Genomic DNA, 23327 nt, shown 5'->3' with positions numbered 1-23327 from the left:
TATGATAAAGTTTTTAAAACGAAGTATGCAGGTTATATTAGCCCTCCTGATAGTGCTCGTCTTGGTGACGCTGCTCTATATGCAACACGACAGATTTGGTGCAAAAGCCAGCGGCACGCGCCTAGCTCTTATGCAAAGCAAACCCAACTACAAAGAAGGAGCTTTTGACAACCTGGAACATACACCAGCATTGGCCGAAGGCACCAGTTACTCGAAGATGCTTTCTGAGTTTTTCTTCGCAAAAAAGGTAAGAAATATACCTAAGGCATTAATACCGGTCGAAAAACACGATCTCCATAAACTTCCGATCGACAGCAATCTCTATGTATGGTTTGGGCACTCCTCGTATTACATACAATTGGATGGAAAGAGGATATTGGTAGACCCGGTATTTAGCAAGTATGCCACACCGGTAAGGGTTTCTGTACGTGCTTTTGACAGCGAATACGATTATCAGGTGGAGGACATGCCGGATATCGACCTCTTATTCATCACGCATGACCACTGGGACCACCTAGACTATAACACCTTCATGAAGCTCAAAGGGAAGGTCAAACATATCGTAACCGGACTAGGTGTGGGAGCGCATCTTGAAAAATGGGGCTACCCTGCCGGACAGATCACCGAACTATATTGGGGAGATAGCACACAGATCGATGGCTTTCAGGTTCATTCAACAACGGCACGACACTTTTCGGGACGTACTTTCAAACGAAATACAACGCTATGGTCTTCATTCGTCCTTACCGGCTCAAAGAAAATATTTATCGGTGGCGATAGCGGATATGGCAAACACTTCAAAGAAATAGGCTCAATTCATGGCCCTTTTGATTTTGCGATACTCGAAAATGGTCAGTACAACGAGATGTGGAAATATATACATATGATGCCGGAAGAGGTGGTCACGGCCACCCAAGATCTACAGGCAAAGTACCTAATCCCCGTGCATTCGGGTAAATTCCCGCTCGCTAACCATGCCTGGGACGAACCGTTGATCCGAGTAACCAAAGCAGCAAAAGATCAGCAGGTCGATATCATAACACCAAAAATCGGACAAATTGTATTCTTTGATCATTTTGGAGTATCGTCACCTTGGTGGCAAGGGATCGATTAATATAAAAAAACTTTCATGATCCGGCGGCTGGCAGATCATGAAAGTTTTTTTATTAATCTAGATTAAGTTCTGTATCGAAAACTTGCCCGAACTTTGTAGCATACAAACAAAAAAGAAATAACGATATGAAATATCCTTGTAACACAGACTGCACAAACACGAAAAAGCACAGTTTTGGATATTCCATATGACCATTTAAAATCAAATAATATACATATGAACACTGTACTAAACGTATTTATTGCATTTATCCTTTTTACAAATGTAAGCTTTGCTCAGGTAGGCTGGACGATAGATCCTGCACACACAAACGCTAGATTTGAAGTCAAGCACTTAGGAATTGCAATTGTAGATGGCGCATTCACCAAACTGGAAGGCACTGTAGAGACTGCTAACGCAACGGATTTTGACAAAGCAAAGGTAAATTTTACTATCGATGTCAACAGCATTGACACCCGTGTTGAAATGCGTGACAATCATCTAAAAAGTGATGATTTTTTCAATGCAGAAAAATACCCTAGCATGAAACTGACAAACGCTACCTTAAAAAAAGCTAAAAACAACAGTTTTATACTGACTGGAGACCTAACCATCCGTGATGTCACCAAGTCGGTTGTTTTTAAGGTAACACAAAATGGGGGTATCATTACAGATCCTTGGGGAAAAACCCGTGCAGGATTTACTGCGACAACAGCTATCAACCGATTTGACTACAATATAAAATACAACGACAAATTACCTACTGGTGTAGATGCCGTGGCGCCAACCGTAGAAATTATCGTTCATGTAGAAGCGGTAAAAAATTAGTCAAACCATACTAAAGCACAACAGGTGCTACATTATAAATTGCCTTTAAATGCCTCTTACAATATTGCATTTAAAGGCAATTATCGTTAAGTTTATACACGAAAAATAAACGAAACAAAAAGAATTAGCGCAAATGGAATTAGCGGTCAAGAATATGGTCTGCAAACGGTGTGTATCGGCAGTAGAGGACATCCTCAATCGATTGGAGGTACCTTTTTCGAGTGTACAACTGGGCACGATACAATTGACAGACCCTATGGAGGTGGATAAGGTAAAACAGATCGGAGCGGAACTGGAAAAAATTGGTTTTGAGCTGATCGATGATCCGAAAGACAATCTAACCAAGGAAGTGAAGACCTTGCTAATTGAACTCGTAAACGCTGAAGATGCTGAAGCTATTAAACTATCGGTCTATCTCAGTGAAAAGCTGGGCATAAACTACCATACCATCAGTTCGATATTCTCTCAACAAGAGGGTACCACCATCGAGAAATACCATATTCAGTTGAAAATTGAGAAGGCGAAAGAACTACTATCTTACAATGAGCTATCGTTAAAAGAAATCGCCTACGTACTTAACTATAGTAGTGTAGCGCACTTGAGCAAACAGTTTAAAGAGATAGCTGGCGTATCGGCTACTACATTCAGAAATCAAAAAAGCATAGACAGAAAATACTTGGATCAGCTGTAGCAAGCAACATGAGAAAAACAGAAGAGATAACCAGTTTTTTTTATAGCCAATACTTTGCGGAGGGCTTAAGGATTACTATTGGCACCATTATCCCTGTCGTGATATGTGCGTTCTTTGGCGAATTCAAGACGGGCACGCTTATTTCTTTAGGTGCACTGATAGTCGGATTATCGGACACGCCCGGTGCGCCAAGACACCGTAGATTTGGGATGGTCTACTGTACCTTGCTCGGAATAATAACGATCTTTATCACGGCACTGTTCAACAGCTCTTTACCATTGATGACGATCACCATTGCTGTATTGGCTTTTCTGTTTTCGATGCTCGCCGTATTCAATGCACGGGCAGCTACCATAGGCACGATGTGTCTACTGGTCATGCTGATCAATGTAGATGATGTGTACACCATACGACAGGAATTCACTTATTTACTGTATTTTCTAATAGGTGCTGTATGGTATATGATCATCAGTTTTTCTATTATGCAGGTACGCCCTTATAGGCTGGCACAACAGGAGCTTTCCGAAACAATTCTGCAGGTAGCAGAGTATCTCCGGTTGAAAGCGAATTTTTATGACACAAATATCGGAGTTGATGACAACTACATCAAACTCATCGAAAGACAGATTGCGGTCAATGCCCATCAGGAAAATGTACGGGATATTCTATTCCGTAGCAAAAGGTCGATAAAAGATACCACCAAAGAGGGACGTTTTCTCACTTTGATATTCAACGATGTGATCGACCTCTTCGAGCAGAGCATGACCACCCATTACGACTATGACAAGGTACGGATAAACTATGGACCATCGGGAATCCTGGAAAACATTAAAGAGGTGATCCTCAAAGCTACACACGAACTGGATAATATAGCTTATAAGATCAATGCCAATAGGATACCCAAACCGATATACGACCTAGAAGCAGAAATCGATAAGCTCCGTATAGCGGTAGATCGATATGACAAAACATCAGAACAGAGTGTAATCCCGTTAAAAAAAGTATTAATCAATATCCGGATGATCACAAAACATATCCGTGACATATACAATTACGGACAGTTTAAATCGGTCAATGTGGAGAAAGAGGAAATACAGCACAGTCGCAAATTCCTCCGCAATGAGGCGCTCAACTGGGAAAAATTCCGGGACAACCTTAGTATTAACTCCAGCATCTTCCGTCACGCATTGCGGATGTCTATTATGCTGGCCGGGACCTACCTCACCCTCAACCTATTGGATTACTCCAGCTTTGGAACCTATTGGATATTACTGACTATACTCGTGATATTAAAACCAGGCTTTGGTCTGACGAAGGAGAGAAATGTACAACGTCTCATAGGTACAGTAATTGGTGGAATAATCGGTGGCATCATACTCGCCACGGTTCCTGACCTCACCGCCCGCTTTATTATCCTCATCATTTTCTTCTTGATCGCCTACAGTTTATTTCGTGTCAACTATATTATGGCTGTCATTTTCATGACGCCTTATGTACTTATCATGCTCAGCTTTACGGGGGTCAATACCATTGAAATGGCTAAAGAGCGTATTCTAGATACCTTCTTAGGAGGATCACTCGCTTTCTTGTCCAGTTATATCATTTTTCCAAACTGGGAAAGCTTCCAGATCCGGGCCAACATACGTAGCTTATTGATTGCCAACTACCATTACCTGGCCCAGGCAATAAAAGTATTATCAGGTAATATGGAGAATGTCACCTCCTATAAACTCGCCCGTAAAGAGGTGTATATTGCATCCGCCAATATGGGCTCTACCTTCCAGCGCTTACTGACCGAACCCAAATGGAGACAAAATGTAACTAAAGAGGTCAACCGCTTTGTCATTCTTAATCATGTATTCTCGTCTTATACCGCGACGTTGATGACACAGCTTCATGATGCAGACAATCATCATTTCAACAATGCACACCTCAGACAGCTTTACAAAGCACTGGGAAATCTTGAGAAGACTATCGTCTATATCAGCGACGATAACGATACGCCGTTTGAACCGGTGAAAGGGATCGAAAGATTAGATACAGACGAAACAGAAAGTGATGACGCACGATTGATCACCGAACAACTTCAATTTTTGATCAAAATATCATCGGACTTACAAAAAATAACTACGGATTTTGCCCATAAGAGCGAAGACCTAAACAAAATAAAACTGAATGCAAATGGAGAAGGTGTATGATGTATTGATTATAGGTGCTGGTCCAATAGGTATTGCCTGTGGTATCGCCGCGAAGAAAAACAATCTGAGTTACCTTATTCTGGAAAAAGGATGTCTTGTTAACTCCCTCTACCACTATCCCGTTAATATGACCTTTTTCTCTACTTCGGAGAAACTAGAAATAGGAGATATTCCATTTGTATCCATCAACCCAAAACCCAAACGAGCAGAGGCGCTCGAATACTATAGAAGGACAAACACACAGTTTCAACTAAACACTAAGCTTTTTGAGGAAGTAATATCCTGTCATAAAGAAGGCAACCTATTTAGCGTACAATCTTCAAAAAGTACGTATAATGCAAAAAATATTATCGTTGCGACTGGATTTTACGACATACCGATGTATCTGAATATCCCGGGTGAGGATCTCGCTAAGGTAAGTCACTACTATAACGATCCACACTACTATGCTGATCAAAATATTGTGGTGGTGGGCGCGAGCAACTCCTCTATCGATGCTGCTTTGGAAACTTACCGTAAAGGAGCCAAAGTGACATTGGTCATACGAGGACCCGAAATAAGCTCTCGCGTGAAATATTGGGTAAAACCAGATATTGAAAACCGTATCGCCGAGGGCGAGATCCATGTTTTATATAACAGCGTACTAACAAAAATAGAAGAAAGCCAGGTACATATAAATACACCGAATGGAATAAAGGTAATTGAAAACGATTTTGTAATCGCTCTGACAGGTTATAGACCAAACTTTGACTTTCTTCGGAAACTGAGTGTAGAAATACCGAACGAAGAGCCTATGATACCAAAACATGATCCTACTACCATGGAAACAAATGTAAAAGGGCTGTATCTAGCAGGAGTTGTATGTGGTGGACTGAACACCCACCTCTGGTTTATAGAAAACTCAAGAATACATGCTGATTTAATAATTAATACGATCTTAGAAAGAGCTAAGCTTTGAGTCCGCGGATAAAAATAGTTGCCATTTTTTTCTGCATCGCAAGAATAGCATCAAATTCTTCCTTATTGGGGATAAAACTGCTTTTCAAATCTTTAACGACGACCAAACGCATTCCCATAGAAGAAAATAAAAAGATCTTTGAGATCTCTGCAAGATCGACATCCATCAGTTCACCGCGCTCTACCCCTTTACGAAATACATTCTTAATGACCTCTCTTTGATTTTCGAAGGAATCAATGAGCAACTGATCTAATTCGGATGAAAGATCCTTTCGCATCAGAACTGTATATTCTAAGATATAATAGTACTTTTTAACAAACTCCATTCTCTTTTCCAAGACAATCACGATCGATTCCGAAACAGAATTAATGTCTTTTATAGATTCTGCAATATCCTCCTCCAGCTCTTCTACAACATGCTCTAGAACAGCTGCGTAAAGACTATTTTTATCTGGAAAATAGTAATATAGAAGTGCTTTTGAAAAAGATAGATCTTTTGCAATCTCTGCCATCGTCGTCTTGCCCATACCGTAATGTGCAAATCTTCGCTTGGCTGTTTCTAAAATCTTTAATCGCTTTTCATCTGCATTTTTGGGCATATCGAAATAAAATAAGTTTGTTCAAATAGTTCGCTTTATTGCTATCTTTACGCAACAAAACAATTAAAGGTAAGACTTTAATTTGAATTTTTAAAAGCAAAGGTCAAATCGATACTAAGTGGACGTATTAAACAATATCTCTTTAAAGAATTTAAACACTTTTGGTGTACCATCTATAGCCAAACATTTTGTGGAGGTACATGATGAAAAAGTCCTTCTGGACTTATATCGTAAGGGATATTTCCAACGGAAGTTTTTTGTTTTGGGAGGAGGTAGCAATATCTTGTTTACACAGGATTTTGACGGAACTATCATCAGAATTGCGAACAAAGGAATACAACATTTTATCGAGGGCTCACATATATTTGTGACCGCAGCAGGTGGCGAAGTATGGAATGATTTGGTTTGGTACTGTATCGGACACGATTTCCCTGGATTGGAAAATATGGCCTTAATACCGGGAACAGTAGGAGCCTCCCCGATCCAAAATATAGGCGCCTATGGTGCTGAACTCATGCATGTGTTCTACAGCTGCAGAGCTTTTGATACCCGAACTGGGGAATTCCGCACATTCTCCAATAAAGAGTGTTCTTTTACTTACCGAGACAGTATCTTTAAAAGCAAATATAGGGGTCGGTATATCATACTATCGGTAACTTATAAATTGCATCTGTATGCGACTACAAATACAAGTTACGGAGCCATCGAATCCGAGTTAGAAAAAAGGGGAATCTTAACACCGACAATAAAAGACGTTGCTGAAGTTGTATCCCATATCCGGGTAGAAAAACTTCCAGATCCTTCTACTGTAGGAAATGCAGGTAGTTTTTTTAAAAATCCAATAATCCCCAACACTCAACTCAAAGAATTAAAAATAAAGCACCCAAACATAATATCCTATCCACTAGACAATGAAGAGTCCAAAATAGCCGCAGGTTGGCTCATTGAACAAACAGGCTGGAAAGGAAAAGAAATTGGTGAAGTAGCGATATGGAAGAACCAAGCATTAGTAATCACCAACAAGGGAGAGGCTACAGGAATTGAAATATTTGAAGTTTCATCGCAGATTATAGATACAGTATATCAAGAGTTTGGAATAAAATTAGAGCGAGAAGTAAATATTTTATAAAAAGTTTTCCACATTTCTTAACAACTTCAAAAAAACCTAAAACGTTAATCTTTGTTAAACATAGATTTAAGGGCGATTTGCCGTTAAATTTATCTACTCATAACAAAAATTTAATCTTTATCGATAAAAACTAGCACAGTCTTTGTTCGTATTTCCTTGAAAAACAGCTTAAGTATAAACTGATAGAGATCGGTATATTTTCTGTACCTGGAGAGGGCCGTAGTTTAATTTTATAAAACTAATGTATAACGAATAAAACCAACCGCTATGAACAGAATGGAATTTAACAACCTCGTCATTCAGCATTCGATTTCGTTAAAGTCTTATGCACGCAACTTCACAAAAGACCAAGAGGACGCTAATGACTTAGTACAAGACACTGTAGTAAAAGCCATCACGTATTTCAACAATTTTAGAGATGGCACAAATTTAAAAGGATGGTTGTACACCATCATGAAAAATACATTTATAAATAACTACCGCAGACTCACCAAAACAAACACTTTTATCACGCAAGAGGAAGAAATCTCCCCTTCGAATCTTATGGTTTCGGCCCATCTAAACGCTGGTGAAAACAAATTTGTGATGGAAGATATCAACACGGCGCTATCAACTTTGGCCGAAGAGTACTATACGCCTTTTACCATGTATTTTGAAGGCTATAAGTATAACGAAATAGCCGACCACCTCCAAATACCAATAGGAACTGTTAAGACAAGAATCCATGTAGCCCGCAAGATGATGAAAAAATCGCTAGCTGCCTACAAATTCAATTAAGATCGCTAGCTTTGCCGCTATGGAAATCGAGGATGACAAACTCCCTATCTATACGAAAGCACAACTAGCGCTGAGAAATGGACAAGATAAACCCGCAATATGGGTCGCTTATAAAGGCCTGATATACGATGTCAGCACAAGTAGGCTATGGAAAAATGGGATGCACTATGAGCACTGGGCCGGACAAGATCTAACAGAAGAACTCATCGACGCACCACATAGCAACAGTGTATTTGACAAATTTCAGGCGATAGGAAAATTATTTAAAGACACATAAGAAGATAAGCGGATTAAAATTCGCTTATCTCAAACTTTGCGAGTGCAATGAATTGCTGGATACGATCTACAATTTCAGCCTGCGTCAAATTTTCTAAGCGCTCCGTCCCAAACTTTTCAACACAAAAGGAAGCTAAAGCCGAACCGTAAATAATAGCATTTTTCATATTCGCAAAATTGACAGTCTTGACTCGTGCCAAGTAACCGATAAAGCCTCCCGCAAAAGCATCTCCAGCACCTGTAGGATCAAACACATCCGCTAAGGGCAACGCCGGTGCAGAAAAAATCTGCCCCTCACCAAATAGCAAGGCGCCGTGTTCGCCCTTCTTTATAATCAAATAGGAAGGCCCCATAGCTAAAATTTTCTCTGCCGCTTTCACCAAGGAATATTCTCCAGACAACTGCCTAGCCTCTGCATCATTAATGGTCAACACATCCACCTTCTCCAATACACGCATCAGATCTTCCAGAGCTACATTCATCCAGAAATTCATCGTGTCTAAAACCACCAACTTCGGCTTATTACGCAACCGTTCCAAAGCAGTAATCTGTACCTGTGGAGTCAGATTACCCAATAACAGATAACTACAATCCTGGTATGACTCCGGAATCTTAGGGTCGAAATCCGCCAATACATTAAGATCTGTAACAAGAGTATCACGACTATTCATATCACTATGATACCTACCGGACCAAAAGAAAGACTTGCCTCCAGATATAACCTCTATCCCTGTCGTATCGATATTTCTATCCTCAAAGAGATCGATATTATGACCAAAATCTTCTCCAACCACACTAATCAACTTCACCTCATCACACAAAAAAGATGCTGCCAATCCCGCAAAAGTAGCTGCCCCACCAACAACTCGGTCAGCTTTACCGAAAGGAGTTTCAATAGCATCAAAAGCTACAGTACCTACAATAACTAAACTCATGATTAGTATTTAATGGATCAAAACAAAAAAACCGGCTAATATAGCCGGTTTTTTTTGCTCCTGAAGCTGGGCTCGAACCAGCGACCCTCTGATTAACAGTCAGATGCTCTAACCAACTGAGCTATTCAGGATCATATTTAGAAGCACTTCCTTCTAAAGTGATACAAAGATAAGATTTATAAATCAAGCTTCCAAAAGATTTTTAACTTTTTCTATCAACTCTTTGGATAAGCTGTATTTTACCGATAAACAATAAATATAAATCACTCATTTAAAAAGATTTAACCGCTACATCGGTATAACTATCCTGATGTACATTAGCAACTGCTCTCCCAGAAGGATCGTTCAAATTCTGAAAAGAGGCATCCCAAAGCAAAGCTTCTGGTGTACTACAGGCGACAGATTTGACCGAAGGTACTGTAGCCGCAGCTGCCGAAGATGGAAAGTGAGATTCGAATAAAGTTCTATAGTAGTACTCCTCTTTATTTTTTGGCGTGTTAATAGGAAACTTCTCGGTTGCCAATTCAAATTCTATATCACTAACAAGAATTTCGGCCCGCTCTTTCAATGTATCAATCCAACTATAACCTACACCGTCTGAAAACTGTTCCTTTTGTCGCCAAGCAATACTCTCGGGAAGATAATCTTCAAAAGCTTTGCGAACGACCCATTTTTCCATCCGACCTTCAACAATCATCTTGTCTTTTGGATTAATACGCATGGCTGTGTCCATAAATTCCTTATCTAAAAATGGCACCCGACCTTCGACCCCCCAAGCCGCTAACGATTTATTCGCGCGTAAGCAATCATACAGATGGAGTTTCTTTAATTTCCGTACTGTTTCCTCGTGAAACTCCTGTGCATTTGGTGCTTTGTGAAAATATAGATAGCCTCCAAAAAGCTCGTCCGAACCTTCGCCAGAGAGAACCATTTTAATGCCCATGGATTTGATAACCCGAGCTAACAAATACATCGGTGTTGAAGCCCTGATAGTCGTGACATCGTATGTTTCTAAGTGATAAATGACATCACGGATAGCATCCAAACCTTCTTGAATCGTAAAGTTAACCTCGTGGTGAATCGTACCAATATGATCGGCCGCCCGTCGAGCAGCAATAAGATCGGGAGCTCCCTTAAGTCCGACCGCAAAAGAATGTATCTGTGGATACCACGCCGCTTCTTGATCATCAGATTCAACACGTTTAGACGCAAACTTTTTAGTAACTGCTGCTATAACGGAAGAATCAAGCCCTCCAGACAACAAAACTCCGTAAGGAACATCAGACATCAACTGTCTATGAACAGCATCTTCTAACGCTTTACGAAGAATTGAAAGATCTGTATCATTGTTTGACACGGAGTCAAAATCTAACCATTCCCTATGGTACCATGACTGAGGAATGCCCCCCTCTTCTTTATTAGACATCCTAAAACCTGGAGGAAACTGTTCAATACTTGTACAATACCCCTCCAATGACTTCAATTCAGAAGCCACAAATAGCTGTCCGAGATCATCACGTCCATAATATAAAGGAATGATGCCGATGTGATCCCGGGCTACCAGATAAGAATCATCACGACAATCATAAAGTATAAAACCAAATATTCCATTTAATTCTTCAATAAAGGAGATGCCTTTTTGAAGGTATAAAGCTAGAATAACTTCGGAATCCGACTTGGTACTAAATTCGTACTCCGGTAAAGATTCACGCAATTCCTTATGATTATAAATCTCTCCATTGACAGCTAGCACGACCTTGCCATCCGGACTATACAATGGCTGGCTCCCCGACAAGGGGTCGATAATAGCAAGACGCTCATGTGCCAAAACCGCCCTGTCTGTACTGAATATTCCTGACCAATCTGGCCCTCGATGACGAATACGTTTGGCCATTTCTAAAACTCGAGGTCTAATTTGCGCCTCAGATTCTACTAAATCAAATGCTCCTACAATTCCACACATAATAATGTTATTAAATCCTTATCAATGTTAATATGACAACAAAGTAAATAAAGAAAAATCAAAATATCAACAAAAATTAAATTTTATTGAAAAAATAATAACAAAATAAGCTTTTTAATAAACTAAAATCAACACAAATAGCTTTTATATGAAATAATAAAAAAATCATTAAATAAAAAAGGGCAATGTCTTGATGACATTGCCCTTTCCTAAATATAAGATACTATTACTTTCTTGACGGATTACTTTTTGCTGCCAAATCCCAAGATTCCAAATACAACTTTGAAAGCTATTATAGAGGCAACAATAACTGAAACATTAGCAATTAAAGAAAACAAGAATGTATATTGATCCAATGCAGAAATAACATCAGGAACAAATCTTACAAAAACGCCAAACAAACCAATAATAATGGCGATAGTCAATGTCACGTAATAATGCGTCTGATTTGCATTGTTATCTGTTTTTTTGGGCTGTCTCTGTGCTGCTGTATTTTCCATAATATTGTATGCTATTTTTTCTTTGTCCAAAGGTACAAAGTATATCTACATTTTAAAAATATTTTCAGCTTTAAAAACAAACACACAATTCTTTAGCCGAATTATTTAGTAATATTGCAGAGAAGATTAACGCATGAGAACATTCATCCTTTTTTTAACGATCCTATTCTCCACAGCATATACTTATGCACAGAGTACGCCACAATATATCGACAACTTTATTGTCAAAGAAAATTTAACAGCCAATGGTAAAGTCGCTATAGTAGCTGTAGATTCTCTCGATATAGCAAACGAGGCTATCAATGGAACTTTTAAATTCAGCATCAATGGTTTTGAACAAACACTATCCTTTCATCAAGGAGTGGGTGTACCATCACATCCCATAGACGGTTCTACTTTCGCTTACTTCAAACATAAAAATCTAAATGGTAGCTCGGGTAAGCTGTATTTTCTCTATAAAAAAGATAACAACATAACCCCCATAAAGATAAACGGGCTGCTACTACTTATTATCCCAGCCGCATTACTATTATTAGCGTATGCCTTTAAGCGCCTACTCACGACATTTATAGTACTCGCCGTCATTTATGGTTATTTTTCCTTTAGCAAAGGACTATCAATTAGTCAAATTATTGAAAGCGCTTTTGAAGTTTTGAAAAGCTTCTTTTAGAAAGGCAGACCAACTCCAAAATTATACTGAAAAAAGCCATATCGATCGGGGCTATTGGTCACTCTATATTTATCCTTAAAATCCTTAGCATCGAACAGATGTTGAATAACCCATTGCTCAGCACCTTTAAACTGCGGGTCTTTAACTTTCAAACCCGCGTCCAAACGCATAGTAAAATAGTCCATATCAAAACGCAACCCAAAACCTGTACCTATGGCCACCTGAGAAAGAAATTTATCAACCTTAAATTCACCTTCGTGATTTAAAGCATTGGGTCGTAACCTCCATATATTTCCCATATCGACAAAGGTGGCTCCATTCATCTTGGCTCCTAGAAAATTATCCAACAAACGGAAACGGTATTCCAAATTGGTTTCCAACTTAATTTCACCCAGTTGATCCAGATTCCGCAAATTTAACCGCAACTCTTCCGACTTAATACTACTTCGATTATAATTTCCTGGCCCCAATGTACGTGCCTGCCAAGCCCTGATTCCATTCATCCCTCCCGCAAAAAAACTTTTCTCAAAGATTAAGAGTTCTGAATTATTACCATACGGAATTATAAGCCCTCCATTGAACCGAAAAACAAACTGCCGATTTCCACCTAAATAACGGTATAACCGGTAATCGACTTCGCCTTTGATAAACTGCAGATAGGTAACTCCGAACAAAGTCTTCATACCGGCACTATTCTCTTTAAAATTGAATAGTGAACTCAAAGCTCCTAGCGTATTACCACTTAAATCTACCGTACCTCGGATAAACGAGAAGTCTTCTAGCTTTTGAAGTTTTGGAGCATTCCAAGTGATCGCATATTGAGACCCCAGTCCAAAATATTGACGATCATTCGACTCTACATACAATTGATAACCTTCTTGTAACAATCTAGCTTTAAAATCAGGATCAAATCGCCCATCTCTATATTCCAATACTAATGGAGTGTAACTATGTTGCAGGTTGCGCGACTGCCACCAGGAATAATTTAAAGTATTGATAAAATACCGATTAGAATATGTTCCGTCCTGATTGAAGAGCTGTAAACTCGAAGAAAACATCGTTCGCGGTAATCCAAATCGCCCCGTACTACGTACTGCAAAAGGCAGCAGTAAACGTGGAACGACAAGATTGACTCCGACTTGAAAGTCATTATTGAAAATTTTCTGCGTTAGATTTCCAGGCAACCTAGGATCAAATAGTACTCCATATCTCAATTTTACCTCCAATTGCTCCGCTCCGCCAAAAACATTACGATGAGAAAAAGTGTTACCTACATTAAAACCACTCATTCCTGAACTGAAAGTATACTCACCTTCGACCTGATTAGCCATCAATGGGCGAGGAATAAGCTCATAAGAAACATCTAGTAGGCTGCTATCTACCTTTTCATAATTAATCTTGACGCTACGAAATCCATTCATCTCATACAATCGGTCGTAGGAGAGGTTTTCATTATCCAGATTATAAAACTGTCCAGGCCGCAAATACATATAACGTGCAATCGGTTTTAGACGATACCTTTCAGTCTTATCCTCAAAAACAATCCCGGAAACCGAATCTCTATACCCTGGAACTTCACGATTTTTATCCGCATTTGGTAGAATACTAAGTGACACTTCGCGAATCTTATAGCGTTGAGTTCTGCCATTATCTGGACCAGCAATTTTTATAAACAGATCGACATTATTGCCCGGCATAGTCGTATCAACGCCGATACGCATATACTGACGTAGAAAATCATAATAACCTTTATTTTTGACTGAACGAAAAAGCTTCTCCCGCTCCTCAGCCAGTTTCGAAGCGTCATATTGCATGCCGACTTTTATTTTGCTTGAAGGTTTTATATCCTCTTCATAAATCTTGGAAAGGGCTGGATCGTCAAAATCGTAGGCTATTTTTCGTATATAAAAAGGATCTCCTAGATTGGAAACGAAATCAATCTTCGCTCTCTTCTTCCGGATCTCAATTTCTGGAAGAACATGCGCTCTAAAGTATCCTTTGGTATTCAGAAAACGTTGAATCTGATTGGCAGACAACTCCACAAGAGAAGAATCCAATAAATGTGGAGGCTCTCCCACCTGTCTGATCTTCTGGGTTTTGTAGCGTCCTTTTTTGGTATTAAAAAGATTATAAATGGTCAGGTTAAGTGCCGAATTAGGTCTAATCTCATTAGAGACATAGGCATTTGAAGACTCTTTCAACACTTGTGGAACACCGCTCATATCTACATCAGTAACTAATGCTTGTCCCTCTTCCACATACTTTGCCGATCGACAGGAGGCAAATTTTAGAAGTAAAAGTGTTATACTTGTAAAAAATAAAAGTCTTCTTTTTATAGTCATTAATCCAATGTTGTCAAAAGCGCAAATCAGTCTGATAACTTCTCTCCAGCACAAAAAGTTTCGCACCAAACATGGTCTCTTTATTGTAGAGGGAATCAAATCCATAATGGAGTTTGTTCATTCGTCATACAAGGTACAAAAAATATTTACTACCGATCAAGCCTCCACAAAATTGGTTAAAATACCGCAAAATATAAAGCCTACGATACTAACTGAAAGTGATTTCAGCAAAATATCAGGATTAAAGAATCCACAGGGCGCCCTTGCTCTCGTAGAGATACCTGAATCCCTAGCGCTCGATCTAAACGAACTAAAAGGCAAACATAGCTTAGTATTGGATGATATACAGGACCCCGGCAATCTAGGCACTATCATTCGCACTGCCGAATGGTTTGGCATACAACATATCATCTGCTCTATTGAAACGGTGGATGCCTACAATCCTAAAGTCGTACAGGCTACAATGGGATCGCTTTCGCGGGTGCAACTATACTACACAGATATTGCAGACCTCATCCTCAAAAAAGAAATCGCCACATTTGGAGCTTTATTGGAGGGGGAATCAATTTACGAAACCGACTTCGGTCAAGAAGGATTAATCATCATGGGAAATGAAGGCAACGGGATCCGTACCGATCTGATCCCGTCTATAAAAAAAGCTGTAACAATACCCAGGATCGGACATGCTGAATCATTAAATGTGGCTGTAGCTACTACAGTATTCTGCTCTGAAATAGCTAGACACCGTATGAAGACAGGAAGACAACAGATATAATGCAGGAAAAAAAAACGTCAATATATACCTTACAATTTGCATTACTATGTTTAAGCTCGCTTTTATTCTCAGCCAGCTTTAACATGATTATACCAGAACTCCCAAACTACCTTTCAAGCCTTGGCGGAGCAGAACACAAGGGACTAATCATTGCCTTATTCACGCTTACAGCGGGTATATCACGCCCATTTAGCGGTAAATTAACCGACCAATGGGGACGTGTACCTGTTATGGCTATTGGATCAATCGTATGTGTGATATGCGGCTTCTTGTACCCCGTATTGACGACACTATCCGGGTTCTTTATGCTCCGGCTCGTACATGGTTTTTCAACAGGATTTAAGCCGACAGCTACCTCTGCCTATATCGCGGATATCATTCCTCAGGATCGATGGGGAGAGGCGCTCGGTATGCATGGGCTTTGCTTTAGTATAGGTGGTGCGATAGGACCTGCAGTAGGTAGTTTCGTCGCTCAAAATTTTGGTCTCAATTCGATGTTTTTCTCTTCCTCAGTATTTGCTTTCTTATCTATTGTGATCGTGATGAACATGAAAGAAACGCTTCAACCCAAGCGTCAATTCAAACGGCAGATGCTTCATATCTCCCGTTCTGATATCTTAGAAAAAAGAGCAATACCAGCAGGCATCGTAACCCTACTTTCGTATTCAGCCTATGGCGTAATCCTAACCTTAATACCGGATTGGAGTGAACACCTAGGCATTACGAATAAAGGTCTTTTCTTTACAGCATATACGTTGGCCTCTATCGGGATTCGATTTATATCGGGCAAGGTATCCGATCGATTTGGAAGAATTAAGGTAATGCTGGTTGGACTGGCCATCATTCTTCTTTCTTTGCTCTTGCTCGGAAATGGAGAAAGTATTTCAGGTCTTATTATAGGTGCATGCGTATACGGGATAGGAACAGGTATCCTATCTCCTGCTCTCAATGCTTGGACAATAGACCTCTCTCTACCTCAATACAGAGGAAAAGCTATGGCTACCATGTATATTGCCCTAGAAATTGGTATTGGTGGCGGTGCGCTCTTGGCAGGTTATATATACCGGGATTTTATAACCCGCATCCCCTATATTATGTACGGAAATGCGGCGGTTATTTTCATTGCCTTTTTTTATGTCGTATATTGGAATAGAACAAAAACATAAACAAACTATTGCTTGTTATAATTAGCATGGAAAGTCCTTCGAAAAAACCGTACGCAATAAACCTAGCAGCTAGCTTATTTGCCTTAGTATTGATACTCGCTTTGTTGTATGTTGCACAGGGGGTATTGCTCCCTATCTTATTTGCCACTTTGATTTCAATATCTTTATTCCCTTTAGCTAGATTGTTCGAACGCTTAAGACTAGGTCGAGCTTTTTCAGCCATGATGGCTGTTATCGTAGCAATCGCCGTCATTTCAACCGTACTTTGGTTTATAGTCCATCAAAGTATTATCATTGGTAAGGACGCGACTGCAATTACTGGCAAAGTACTATCAGTATTAGAAAACGGCCAATCTTGGCTACACGATCAATTTGGAATTGGAAAAAACCAAGTGGTCGAGAAGCTTAAAGAACAAGGCAACAAATCCCTCGAAAACATAGGCGGTGTCATAACGACTGCCTTCGGTTCAATAGGAAATATGTTAGCAAGCGCCATTCTAGTTCCTTTGTACAGCTTCTTTATGCTATACTACCGTGATTTTTTCAGAGAGTTTTTCTTCAAAGCTTTCAAATCTACACCCCAACGAAAAGTAGACGAGGTGCTAAACAAAATTTACACAGTCGTACAAAGCTACCTAACAGGGCTCGTCACCGTAATGGGTATCATTGCAGTCCTTAACACAGTTGGGTTAATGGCAATGGATATTGAGTATGCCTGGTTCTTTGGAACACTAGCATCCTTATTAATGCTATTGCCCTACATCGGAATAGCTATAGGGTCTATCCTACCTGCTCTTTTCGCGTTAGCTACAAAAGATTCAGCTTGGTATGCGTTGGGGGTTGTAGCCTGGTTTCAGGTAGTACAGTTTTTAGAAGGAAATATCATCACGCCAAATATTGTAGGGAGCAAAGTCAGCATTAACCCGTTGATGGCAATCATTGGCATCCTATTAGGCGGCATGTTGTTCGGATTAGCCGGATTAATACTAGCACTCCCTTTTATCGCTACATTAAAGGTAATCTTTGACGCCATCCCTAGTATGGAAGCTTTTGGATTCTTGATTGGCGAACCGGAAAAACAACATCTCAAACGAAATTCCACACAAGAACTTCTTATGAAATGGGGAATCGTCCGCATCCCTAAAATCAAGGATAAAATAGAGGTAGACATTAACATCAACACGGAAGAAACAGCCCATCTTTCTAGCCCCAAAGCTACTTACAAGGAGGTGCACGAAAGCCAAGAGATACCTTATGTCGATGACAAAAAAGATGAAGGCTCGAATTCTGCTGTCTAATGATGCACATAACACCTCCATTCATTGATATACATACCCATAGTAGACTGGATATCCCAGACATATTGCAGGTACGCAACCATATCATAGGTCGAGATCAAATAATGGGCGATGGAGTATACACTGCTGGTATACATCCCTGGTATATTGATAGACCACTCTCTGAGCAATGGGAACAACTAGAAGTCGCAGTAATAAAAAAGGAAGTCATAGCTATTGGTGAATGCGGCCTGGACAAACAATGTAAAACAGATTGGGATTTGCAGCTTGAAATCTTTCAGCGACAGATAAAACTGGCCAATACAATAAACAAACCCCTTATCATTCATAGCGTAAGAGCTTATCAAGAGATTATGCAGCAGCTAATCTTACAGGAAGCACAGACGCCGATTATCTTTCACGGCTTTAATAAAAAAACAGAACTCGCTCGGCAACTCTTACAAAAAGGCTACTATCTGAGCCTGGGAACCGACATACTGCAGGGCAGACAAGATGCTTTAATCTTCGAAATCCCACTCAACAGGCTCTTTCTCGAAACCGACAATAAAACGACTAATATAGTAGATATTTTTTCTTACTTTTGTGCCGCTCGAAAAATCTCACTTGCGACTTTAAAACAGCAGGTGATGGAAAATTTAGAACAAGTATTTAATTACAGGATTGAAGAATGAAAGATTTATCTTGGCTATCTAGGACAGAAGCATTGATAGGCCGTGATGCCGTAGAAAAACTTACGACATCGCATGTTATGGTACTCGGATTAGGCGGAGTAGGCTCGTACGCTGCAGAATTTATATGTCGTGCCGGAGTTGGAAAAATGACAATCATCGACGGAGACACAGTCGATCCAACGAATCGAAATCGACAGCTCCCAGCCCTATCCAGCAATCATGGTATCTCTAAGGCCAACATCATGAAACAGCGTCTACTCGATATAAACCCCGAACTAGAACTTAATGTAATAGATGAATTCATTATCCCAGAACGCTTAGAGACCTTGCTAGAGACCAAACCCGATTACATCGTCGAAGCAATAGACAGTATAACACCTAAACTATTTTTAATTCGTCGTGCCTATGCTGCAAAGATTCCTTTTGTAAGTTCTATGGGAGCCGGAGGAAAAGTAGACCCAACGAAAATACAAATCGCCGATATCAGCAAATCGTACAATTGTAAGCTCGCCTTGCACATCCGTAAGAAACTACGTAAGCATGATATCAGAGAAGGTGTAAAAGTGGCGTTTTCAACGGAATTACCAGATAAAGCCTCCCTAATCTACACTGATGGAAGTAACTTTAAGAAATCGGCCTATGGCACGATGTCTTATTTACCAGCGGCATTTGGAGGAGCTATCGCTTCGGTAGCGATTCGTGAACTAATAGGGAAAGAAGCCTAACCACGATTCGTTATACAATATACCGACAAAATTATATTTTTCACCGAGGATTCTGCTAGGTTTACCTATTTCATATGGGGAGTCTATGTGTTCATCTCTATCTTTGATACATACAAACAAAGAACATACACATAAAAAAGAGAAAATCATGGCATTCAAAGAAACTTACAATATCTCAGGTGAGAATTTATTAAGAAAAATCAAGGAACTCGTAGCTGATGGTAATGTGACAAAGATCACGATCGCTGATAAAAACGAAAAAGAAATAATTAGTTTTCCAGTTACTATCGGAATCGTCGGCCTAATACTTGCACCTATATTTGCTGCAGTGGGTGCATTGGCAGCTATTATCGCAGAGTGTAAAATTATCGTGGAACGGAAAGATGCTGAACCTAAAGAAAGCAGTCCAGAAAAAGAACAAGAAGATAATCCTGTAATTTAATTTTAATTAATAAATATAATGATATTGATCGCCGTATTATTCCCTTGGCTTTCTTTCTTTTTACGTGGAAAGATATTCTCGGGAATTCTATGTTTAATTTTACAAATAACTCTGATAGGATGGCTACCTGCAGCTATATGGGCAGTAGCTTCCAGGCTGGACGCCAAAAACAAACAGCGGATAGAAAATCTAAATAGAAGATAAAGAAAAAGCCTTCGTATCGAAGGCTTTTTCTTTATTTACGAGATAATATCTTCTATCTCTTTAATTATCTTCTGTGCGATAGCATCTGCTGCTTCAGGTGTAGGTCCTTCAGAATAAATACGGATAATTGGTTCTGTATTTGACTTACGTAGATGTACCCATTCATTCTCAAAATCAATTTTCACCCCATCTACAGTAGAATGCTCTTCATGTGCATATTTCATCTGCATCTTTGTTAGCAGACCATCGATATCTAAACCAGGGGTTAACGTAATCTTATTTTTAGACATGAAGTACTGCGGCAGCTCAGCCCGGTACACCGATGCTTTCTTGCCCATCTTTGCTAAGTGCGACAAAAAGATAGCGACACCTACCAACGCATCACGACCGTAATGAGACGCCGGATAAATAACTCCTCCATTACCTTCTCCTCCTATCACTGCATCCACTTCTTTCATCTTGGTCACAACATTCACCTCTCCTACAGCAGCAGCAAAATAAGTACCGCCATGCTTGACGGTGATATCACGTAATGCCCTTGTGGAAGATAAATTGGATACAGTATTACCTTTACTTTGAGACAAAATGTAATCAGCAACAGCTACTAACGTATATTCTTCGCCAAAAAGATCACCATCTTCCATCATAAAGACCAAACGATCAACGTCCGGATCCACAGCAATCCCCAAATCAGCTCCGTGAGTCAACACAGCCTCTGATAAATCAGTTAAATTTTCTTTCAGAGGTTCGGGATTATGCGGAAATTTACCGTTAGGTTCGCAATGTATCTTATATACTGTTTCTACCCCCAATGCTTCCAATAAAGCGGGAATAAAAATACCTCCCGTACTATTCACCGCATCCACAGCAATTTTAAATCCAGCAGCACGGATAGCCGCTACATCAACATACTCCAAAGCCAAGACAGCATCTATATGCTTTTGCAGGTAACTGCTATCAACCGTCACCTTTCCAAGATCCTGCACTTCCGCAAAATCAAAATCAAGGCGCTCACCCAATTCTAAAACCTCCTTACCTTCGACATCGGATATAAACTCTCCCTTCGCATTGAGTAGCTTCAAAGCATTCCATTGTCCCGGATTGTGCGACGCAGTCAATATAATACCACCGGCTGCATTCTCCAAAGGCACAGCAATCTCCACGGTAGGTGTTGTAGAAAGTCCTAAGTCTACAACTTCGGCACCTATGCTCTGCAACGTACCGATCACCAAGTTACTAACCATTTCCCCAGATTCGCGCGCATCTCTCCCCACCACAATTTTCTTATTACCGGTCTGGCTCATCAATATCTTACCAAATGCCGCCGTGAATTTAACGATATCAATTGGTGTCAACCCTTCTCCTGCACGACCACCAATCGTACCGCGAATACCCGAAATAGATTTTATTAAAGTCATATACTTGATCAATTATAGTGAGCCGTAAAAATAGCTTATTCCAAAATAAATACAACATATTGATAGGATATAAAATTAAAAACATATATTTGTTGCAACTTTGTGTATTTTAATACTAAAATTCCATTTTCCATTTACTGGCAATTAATGTATTTTTAGCCTTTCATACACAAAACAGAGAATCTTATGTGGCAACAAATAATTGATTTAGATAAAGAAATATTTCTACTGATAAACCAAGGTCTAAGCAACCCTGTGTTCGACTGGTTATTGCCTATATTACGCAATCCATTCACCTGGGCCCCTCTTTATCTATTTGTTATTATCTTTTTCGTGAAGCACTATGGCAAATTAGGTATACTCGTTGTGTTATGCACATTGATTAACTTTGGAGTGTCTGATGGTATATCTTCGCACCTGATTAAGAAAAATGTAAAACGTATACGCCCCTGCAACGACATCGAATTCAAACACGACATCAATCTACGTGTGCGATGCGGCTCTGGTTTTAGCTTTACCAGTTCGCATGCCACAAACCATTTTGCTATGGCTTTTTTCTGGATTGTATTGTTTCGTCGTAAATGGAAACACACACTATGGCTGTGTGTATTGTGGGCCTCACTAATTTCTTTTTCACAGATTTATGTCGGTGTGCATTACCCCTTTGACATACTCTGTGGCGCTATATTGGGCAGTCTGATTGGAATCCTCAATGGAAATCTATTTAAACGATTTGTCCCTGCTTTTTTTAAGGAAACAATTCCAACACATAATATTATATGAGCTTTACTTTAATCGTAGCTATTTTATTTTTATCCGCATTCATCAGTGGATTAGCGGTATTCTTTGTCAAACGAGACAACACCAGCTATCTCAAACTGATACTATCCTTTAGTGGGGCCTATTTATTTGCAATCACAGTCTTGCATTTAATTCCCCATGTGTATATTGCCAATACCACAAGTCCAGAGATTATTGGATTATACATACTTGGTGGATTCATTTTTCAATTGCTCTTAGAACAATTTTCTCAGGGTATTGAGCATGGTCATATCCATCACAGTGAGAACGCTGGATTTCCGCTTGGAATCATGATCAGTCTTTGTCTACATGCGTTTTTGGAAGGAATGCCTTTAATATCAGGACAACAATCTAAACTCGTCTTCGGTATTGCAGTACATCATATCCCAGCTGCATTCGCGTTGGGAAGTCTATTACTAAGTTCATCGGTCAGTAAACGTACAATTGTAATCATGTTGTTCATTTTTGCGGCCATGACTCCACTAGGTTTTATCACCAGTTCTGTACTAAGCGAGGGTGAAATTGGAAATATTTCACAGCATTTTGATAAAATAATGGCCGTGGTAATCGGTATATTTTTACATATCTCTACCACGATCTTATTTGAATCCGGATCGGCTGATCACCATAAATTCAACAAAAAGAAAATGGCAGCAGTCTTTTTAGGCCTAGCTATATCATTGACGACATTCTTACTACCTCACGATCATAGTCATGGTGGACATGGTCACGATCACCATGATCACAATCATGACCATAGTGATCATAGTCACGACAAAGAAGGACACGATCATCATGACCATAGTCATGATAAAAGCAAAGATGATGGGCACAACCACAATGAGCACGAAGGTCACTCCCACTAAGAG

The 23327-nt window shown here is 39.7% G+C and carries 24 protein-coding genes and 1 tRNA gene; 18 read left to right on the top strand and 7 right to left on the bottom strand.

Annotated features, from left to right (window positions below; translation table 11 throughout):
- Position 1: 1 nt before the first annotated feature.
- The 5 genes from B5X76_RS08055 (at position 2) to B5X76_RS08035 (ending at position 5768) form a co-directional block, all read left to right on the top strand.
- Positions 2-1114, top strand: a complete 1113-nt coding sequence (locus tag B5X76_RS08055) for an MBL fold metallo-hydrolase (RefSeq protein ID WP_245801003.1) — start codon at positions 2-4, stop codon at positions 1112-1114.
- A 216-nt stretch (positions 1115-1330) separates the two neighbouring features.
- Positions 1331-1921 (top strand): YceI family protein, encoded by a 591-nt coding sequence (locus B5X76_RS08050; protein WP_079642597.1) that lies wholly within the window; start codon positions 1331-1333, stop codon positions 1919-1921.
- A 133-nt stretch (positions 1922-2054) separates the two neighbouring features.
- Positions 2055-2612: a helix-turn-helix domain-containing protein gene (locus B5X76_RS08045; RefSeq protein ID WP_079642596.1), complete on the top strand. Its 558-nt coding sequence runs from the start codon at positions 2055-2057 to the stop codon at positions 2610-2612.
- An 8-nt stretch (positions 2613-2620) separates the two neighbouring features.
- The gene (locus B5X76_RS08040) at positions 2621-4810 is read left to right on the top strand and encodes an FUSC family membrane protein (protein WP_079642595.1); all 2190 of its coding nucleotides are present in this window, start codon (positions 2621-2623) and stop codon (positions 4808-4810) included.
- Positions 4794-5768: a YpdA family putative bacillithiol disulfide reductase gene (locus B5X76_RS08035; RefSeq protein ID WP_394333402.1), complete on the top strand. Its 975-nt coding sequence runs from the start codon at positions 4794-4796 to the stop codon at positions 5766-5768. Before B5X76_RS08040 ends, B5X76_RS08035 begins: the two co-directional genes overlap by 17 nt.
- On the opposite strand, the gene B5X76_RS08030 is transcribed toward B5X76_RS08035, so the two are convergent.
- Positions 5758-6366 carry a TetR/AcrR family transcriptional regulator gene (locus B5X76_RS08030; protein ID WP_079642593.1) on the bottom strand — a complete coding sequence of 203 codons (609 nt, stop codon included), beginning with the start codon at positions 6364-6366 and terminating at the stop codon, positions 5758-5760. The genes B5X76_RS08035 and B5X76_RS08030 overlap by 11 nt on opposite strands.
- A 118-nt stretch (positions 6367-6484) precedes the next feature.
- Here B5X76_RS08030 and murB point away from each other — a divergent pair, with 118 nt between their 5' ends.
- The 3 genes from murB (at position 6485) to B5X76_RS08015 (ending at position 8549) form a co-directional block, all read left to right on the top strand.
- Positions 6485-7495 (top strand): UDP-N-acetylmuramate dehydrogenase, encoded by a 1011-nt coding sequence (murB, locus tag B5X76_RS08025; RefSeq protein ID WP_079642592.1) that lies wholly within the window; start codon positions 6485-6487, stop codon positions 7493-7495.
- A 267-nt stretch (positions 7496-7762) separates the two neighbouring features.
- Positions 7763-8272, top strand: a complete 510-nt coding sequence (locus tag B5X76_RS08020; RefSeq protein ID WP_079642591.1) for an RNA polymerase sigma factor — start codon at positions 7763-7765, stop codon at positions 8270-8272.
- 19 nt (positions 8273-8291) lie between these two features.
- Entirely contained in the window at positions 8292-8549 is a 258-nt protein-coding gene (locus B5X76_RS08015) for a cytochrome b5 domain-containing protein (RefSeq protein ID WP_079642590.1), read from the top strand.
- A gap of 13 nt (positions 8550-8562) precedes the next feature.
- Here the strand turns inward: B5X76_RS08015 and B5X76_RS08010 are convergent, their stop codons facing one another.
- The 4 genes from B5X76_RS08010 to B5X76_RS07995 all read right to left on the bottom strand — a co-directional run bounded on the left by B5X76_RS08010 (position 8563) and on the right by B5X76_RS07995 (position 11946).
- Positions 8563-9483 carry a PfkB family carbohydrate kinase gene (locus B5X76_RS08010; RefSeq protein WP_079642589.1) on the bottom strand — a complete coding sequence of 307 codons (921 nt, stop codon included), beginning with the start codon at positions 9481-9483 and terminating at the stop codon, positions 8563-8565.
- A 57-nt stretch (positions 9484-9540) separates the two neighbouring features.
- Positions 9541-9614 (bottom strand) — tRNA-Asn (locus B5X76_RS08005).
- A gap of 140 nt (positions 9615-9754) precedes the next feature.
- Entirely contained in the window at positions 9755-11446 is a 1692-nt protein-coding gene (gene asnB, locus B5X76_RS08000) for an asparagine synthase B (RefSeq protein ID WP_079642588.1), read from the bottom strand.
- Between the two features lie 242 nt (positions 11447-11688).
- Positions 11689-11946 carry a hypothetical protein gene (locus B5X76_RS07995; protein WP_079642587.1) on the bottom strand — a complete coding sequence of 86 codons (258 nt, stop codon included), beginning with the start codon at positions 11944-11946 and terminating at the stop codon, positions 11689-11691.
- A 133-nt stretch (positions 11947-12079) separates the two neighbouring features.
- On the opposite strand from B5X76_RS07995, the gene B5X76_RS07990 reads away from it, so the two are divergent.
- Positions 12080-12616, top strand: coding sequence for a hypothetical protein (locus B5X76_RS07990; protein ID WP_079642586.1), 537 nt, complete (start codon positions 12080-12082; stop codon positions 12614-12616).
- On the opposite strand, the gene tamL is transcribed toward B5X76_RS07990, so the two are convergent.
- Positions 12613-14958, bottom strand: a complete 2346-nt coding sequence (gene tamL / locus B5X76_RS07985; protein ID WP_079642585.1) for a translocation and assembly module lipoprotein TamL — start codon at positions 14956-14958, stop codon at positions 12613-12615. The genes B5X76_RS07990 and tamL overlap by 4 nt on opposite strands.
- A 7-nt stretch (positions 14959-14965) precedes the next feature.
- Here tamL and B5X76_RS07980 point away from each other — a divergent pair, with 7 nt between their 5' ends.
- The 7 genes from B5X76_RS07980 (at position 14966) to B5X76_RS07950 (ending at position 20239) form a co-directional block, all read left to right on the top strand.
- On the top strand, positions 14966-15733 hold the full coding sequence (locus B5X76_RS07980; protein WP_079642584.1) for a TrmH family RNA methyltransferase: 768 nt from the start codon (positions 14966-14968) through the stop codon (positions 15731-15733).
- The gene (locus tag B5X76_RS07975) at positions 15733-16899 is read left to right on the top strand and encodes an MFS transporter (protein ID WP_079642583.1); all 1167 of its coding nucleotides are present in this window, start codon (positions 15733-15735) and stop codon (positions 16897-16899) included. Before B5X76_RS07980 ends, B5X76_RS07975 begins: the two co-directional genes overlap by 1 nt.
- A 26-nt stretch (positions 16900-16925) precedes the next feature.
- A complete protein-coding gene (locus B5X76_RS07970) occupies positions 16926-18197 on the top strand; it encodes an AI-2E family transporter (RefSeq protein WP_079642582.1) in 1272 nt (423 codons plus the stop codon).
- Positions 18197-18868 (top strand): TatD family hydrolase, encoded by a 672-nt coding sequence (locus tag B5X76_RS07965; protein ID WP_079642581.1) that lies wholly within the window; start codon positions 18197-18199, stop codon positions 18866-18868. Before B5X76_RS07970 ends, B5X76_RS07965 begins: the two co-directional genes overlap by 1 nt.
- The gene (locus B5X76_RS07960) at positions 18865-19593 is read left to right on the top strand and encodes a tRNA threonylcarbamoyladenosine dehydratase (protein ID WP_079642580.1); all 729 of its coding nucleotides are present in this window, start codon (positions 18865-18867) and stop codon (positions 19591-19593) included. Before B5X76_RS07965 ends, B5X76_RS07960 begins: the two co-directional genes overlap by 4 nt.
- A 148-nt stretch (positions 19594-19741) precedes the next feature.
- Positions 19742-20035 carry a DUF4342 domain-containing protein gene (locus tag B5X76_RS07955; protein WP_079642692.1) on the top strand — a complete coding sequence of 98 codons (294 nt, stop codon included), beginning with the start codon at positions 19742-19744 and terminating at the stop codon, positions 20033-20035.
- An 18-nt stretch (positions 20036-20053) separates the two neighbouring features.
- Entirely contained in the window at positions 20054-20239 is a 186-nt protein-coding gene (locus B5X76_RS07950; RefSeq protein ID WP_079642579.1) for a YqaE/Pmp3 family membrane protein, read from the top strand.
- Between the two features lie 35 nt (positions 20240-20274).
- On the opposite strand, the gene glmM is transcribed toward B5X76_RS07950, so the two are convergent.
- Positions 20275-21657 carry a phosphoglucosamine mutase gene (glmM, locus tag B5X76_RS07945; protein WP_079642578.1) on the bottom strand — a complete coding sequence of 461 codons (1383 nt, stop codon included), beginning with the start codon at positions 21655-21657 and terminating at the stop codon, positions 20275-20277.
- A gap of 186 nt (positions 21658-21843) precedes the next feature.
- On the opposite strand from glmM, the gene B5X76_RS07940 reads away from it, so the two are divergent.
- Positions 21844-22440, top strand: coding sequence for a phosphatase PAP2 family protein (locus B5X76_RS07940; RefSeq protein ID WP_079642577.1), 597 nt, complete (start codon positions 21844-21846; stop codon positions 22438-22440).
- A complete protein-coding gene (locus B5X76_RS07935; protein ID WP_079642576.1) occupies positions 22437-23324 on the top strand; it encodes a ZIP family metal transporter in 888 nt (295 codons plus the stop codon). Before B5X76_RS07940 ends, B5X76_RS07935 begins: the two co-directional genes overlap by 4 nt.
- Positions 23325-23327 lie beyond the last annotated feature (3 nt).

The organism is Sphingobacterium nematocida (assembly GCF_900168125.1).
GTDB lineage: Bacteria > Bacteroidota > Bacteroidia > Sphingobacteriales > Sphingobacteriaceae > Sphingobacterium > Sphingobacterium nematocida.
This window is presented reverse-complemented; position numbering and strand designations above follow the sequence as displayed.

What these genes read in the sequence shown, in the direction of transcription:
- B5X76_RS07970 (WP_079642582.1), top strand. Translation starts at nt 16,926, where the DNA reads ATGGAAAGTCCTTCGAAAAAACCGTACGCAATAAACCTAGCAGCTAGC.
- B5X76_RS07965 (WP_079642581.1), top strand. Translation starts at nt 18,197, where the DNA reads ATGATGCACATAACACCTCCATTCATTGATATACATACCCATAGTAGA.
- tamL (WP_079642585.1), bottom strand. Translation starts at nt 14,958, where the DNA reads ATGACTATAAAAAGAAGACTTTTATTTTTTACAAGTATAACACTTTTA.
- B5X76_RS07935 (WP_079642576.1), top strand. Translation starts at nt 22,437, where the DNA reads ATGAGCTTTACTTTAATCGTAGCTATTTTATTTTTATCCGCATTCATC.
- B5X76_RS08040 (WP_079642595.1), top strand. Translation starts at nt 2,621, where the DNA reads ATGAGAAAAACAGAAGAGATAACCAGTTTTTTTTATAGCCAATACTTT.
- B5X76_RS07975 (WP_079642583.1), top strand. Translation starts at nt 15,733, where the DNA reads ATGCAGGAAAAAAAAACGTCAATATATACCTTACAATTTGCATTACTA.
- B5X76_RS07955 (WP_079642692.1), top strand. Translation starts at nt 19,742, where the DNA reads ATGGCATTCAAAGAAACTTACAATATCTCAGGTGAGAATTTATTAAGA.
- B5X76_RS08045 (WP_079642596.1), top strand. Translation starts at nt 2,055, where the DNA reads ATGGAATTAGCGGTCAAGAATATGGTCTGCAAACGGTGTGTATCGGCA.
- B5X76_RS08035 (WP_394333402.1), top strand. Translation starts at nt 4,794, where the DNA reads ATGGAGAAGGTGTATGATGTATTGATTATAGGTGCTGGTCCAATAGGT.
- B5X76_RS08055 (WP_245801003.1), top strand. Translation starts at nt 2, where the DNA reads ATGATAAAGTTTTTAAAACGAAGTATGCAGGTTATATTAGCCCTCCTG.
- B5X76_RS08030 (WP_079642593.1), bottom strand. Translation starts at nt 6,366, where the DNA reads ATGCCCAAAAATGCAGATGAAAAGCGATTAAAGATTTTAGAAACAGCC.
- B5X76_RS08015 (WP_079642590.1), top strand. Translation starts at nt 8,292, where the DNA reads ATGGAAATCGAGGATGACAAACTCCCTATCTATACGAAAGCACAACTA.
- B5X76_RS07990 (WP_079642586.1), top strand. Translation starts at nt 12,080, where the DNA reads ATGAGAACATTCATCCTTTTTTTAACGATCCTATTCTCCACAGCATAT.
- asnB (WP_079642588.1), bottom strand. Translation starts at nt 11,446, where the DNA reads ATGTGTGGAATTGTAGGAGCATTTGATTTAGTAGAATCTGAGGCGCAA.
- B5X76_RS08050 (WP_079642597.1), top strand. Translation starts at nt 1,331, where the DNA reads ATGAACACTGTACTAAACGTATTTATTGCATTTATCCTTTTTACAAAT.
- B5X76_RS07940 (WP_079642577.1), top strand. Translation starts at nt 21,844, where the DNA reads ATGTGGCAACAAATAATTGATTTAGATAAAGAAATATTTCTACTGATA.
- B5X76_RS07980 (WP_079642584.1), top strand. Translation starts at nt 14,966, where the DNA reads ATGTTGTCAAAAGCGCAAATCAGTCTGATAACTTCTCTCCAGCACAAA.
- B5X76_RS07995 (WP_079642587.1), bottom strand. Translation starts at nt 11,946, where the DNA reads ATGGAAAATACAGCAGCACAGAGACAGCCCAAAAAAACAGATAACAAT.
- B5X76_RS07950 (WP_079642579.1), top strand. Translation starts at nt 20,054, where the DNA reads ATGATATTGATCGCCGTATTATTCCCTTGGCTTTCTTTCTTTTTACGT.
- B5X76_RS07960 (WP_079642580.1), top strand. Translation starts at nt 18,865, where the DNA reads ATGAAAGATTTATCTTGGCTATCTAGGACAGAAGCATTGATAGGCCGT.
- B5X76_RS08010 (WP_079642589.1), bottom strand. Translation starts at nt 9,483, where the DNA reads ATGAGTTTAGTTATTGTAGGTACTGTAGCTTTTGATGCTATTGAAACT.
- B5X76_RS08020 (WP_079642591.1), top strand. Translation starts at nt 7,763, where the DNA reads ATGAACAGAATGGAATTTAACAACCTCGTCATTCAGCATTCGATTTCG.
- glmM (WP_079642578.1), bottom strand. Translation starts at nt 21,657, where the DNA reads ATGACTTTAATAAAATCTATTTCGGGTATTCGCGGTACGATTGGTGGT.